The sequence below is a fragment of the Duganella sp. GW822-FHT06D06 genome (genome assembly GCF_058799615.1).
In genome coordinates this window covers 1-1,230 of the sequence record NZ_JBXALQ010000063.1, presented here as the reverse complement: position 1 = coordinate 1,230, position 1,230 = coordinate 1, and the positions used below count along the sequence as shown (strand labels likewise).

The following is a 1,230-nucleotide window of genomic DNA, read 5'->3' as shown; positions in this document are numbered from 1 at the left end:
CGTGTCCGAATGTCAGACTTCGTATATTGAGCATACCGCATCTCCGTCGGATAATAAGGAGGTAGGTGCGGCCAGGCGGAGTGACGCTGATCAGACTTAGTGCCGTGGAGCACGTGGGTCAGATAGGTGCCTCTGCCTGTTTCATTTGATAAGTCCGAACGGTATCTTGGGCCATCGCGTCAACGCGTAAGCCTGCATACGAGGAAGGTCAAAAAATGGATACGATATACGCAGCGGTAGGTATCGACGTCAGCAAGAAGAAGTTGGATATTGCACTGCTGGTCAATGGGAAGACGAAGACCAAGGTGCTGGAAAATTCCGCCGAAGGTCACCTGGCACTACTCGATTGGCTGGGAAAATCCAAAGTGCCACTGTCGGCCTTGCATGTTTGCATGGAGGCGACTGGGGTCTATTCTGAGCCAGTGGCGCTTGCTTTGCATGCGGCTGGCCTGATGGTAAGCGTGGCGAACCCGGCCTGTATCAAAGGCTTTGGCCACAGCGAAAATATCCGCAACAAGAACGACGCCCTCGACGCCGGTCTGATTGCGCGCTACTGCGCAGCCATGAGGCCCGCGCCTTGGAATCCACCACCGCTGGAACAGCGCCAGTTGCGGGCGTGGTCGCAGCGCGTTCAAGCCTTGAAGGATATCCGCCAGCAGGAAGAAAACCGGTTGGAAGCATTGGCCATCGGCGGCATGGACGAGGTGGCGCAGCATGTGCGGCAGCATGTCACCTGGCTCAGCACGGAAATTGAGAGGCTCGAAAGTGACATCGACGATCACATAGATCGCCATCCCCGCCTCAAGCACGATGCGGATTTGCTCACCACGATCCCCGGCGTAGGTACGACCACAGCGGCCAAAGTGCTGGGAAGCTTAGGTGATATCCGCCGCTTTGGCAGTGCGAAAGCCTTCGCCGCCTTCCTTGGCTTAACGCCCAAGCAACGCACTTCAGGAACCTCCGTGAGGGGACGAACGACCATCAGTCGAACCGGTAACACCGCATTGCGCGCCGCCCTGTATATGCCTAGCCTGGTAGCGCGCCGCCATAACCCCATCCTGTGTCGATTCGCCGACCGACTTGCCGCCACCGGAATGGCAAAGAAAGCCGTGATCGGGGCAGTCATGCACAAATTGGCCCATTTAATTTATGGGGTGATACACAATGACAAGCCTTTCGATGCTAATTACCTACCGAAAGGGCTTGCCATTCAAGACGGTATCTGACCCC

The 1,230-nt window shown here is 56.5% G+C and carries 1 protein-coding gene; it reads left to right on the top strand.

Features of this window, described 5'->3' with window-relative positions; translation table 11 throughout:
* Window positions 1-215: 215 nt before the first annotated feature.
* Window positions 216-1,226 (top strand): IS110 family RNA-guided transposase, encoded by a 1,011-nt coding sequence (locus AC1RMD_RS31195; RefSeq protein WP_492932751.1) that lies wholly within the window; start codon window positions 216-218, stop codon window positions 1,224-1,226.
* The last annotated feature ends 4 nt before the right edge of the window (window positions 1,227-1,230 follow it).

Excerpts from the sequence above, each read along its gene's own strand:
- AC1RMD_RS31195 (WP_492932751.1), top strand. The coding sequence starts at position 216 with ATGGATACGATATACGCAGCGGTAGGTATCGACGTCAGCAAGAAGAAG.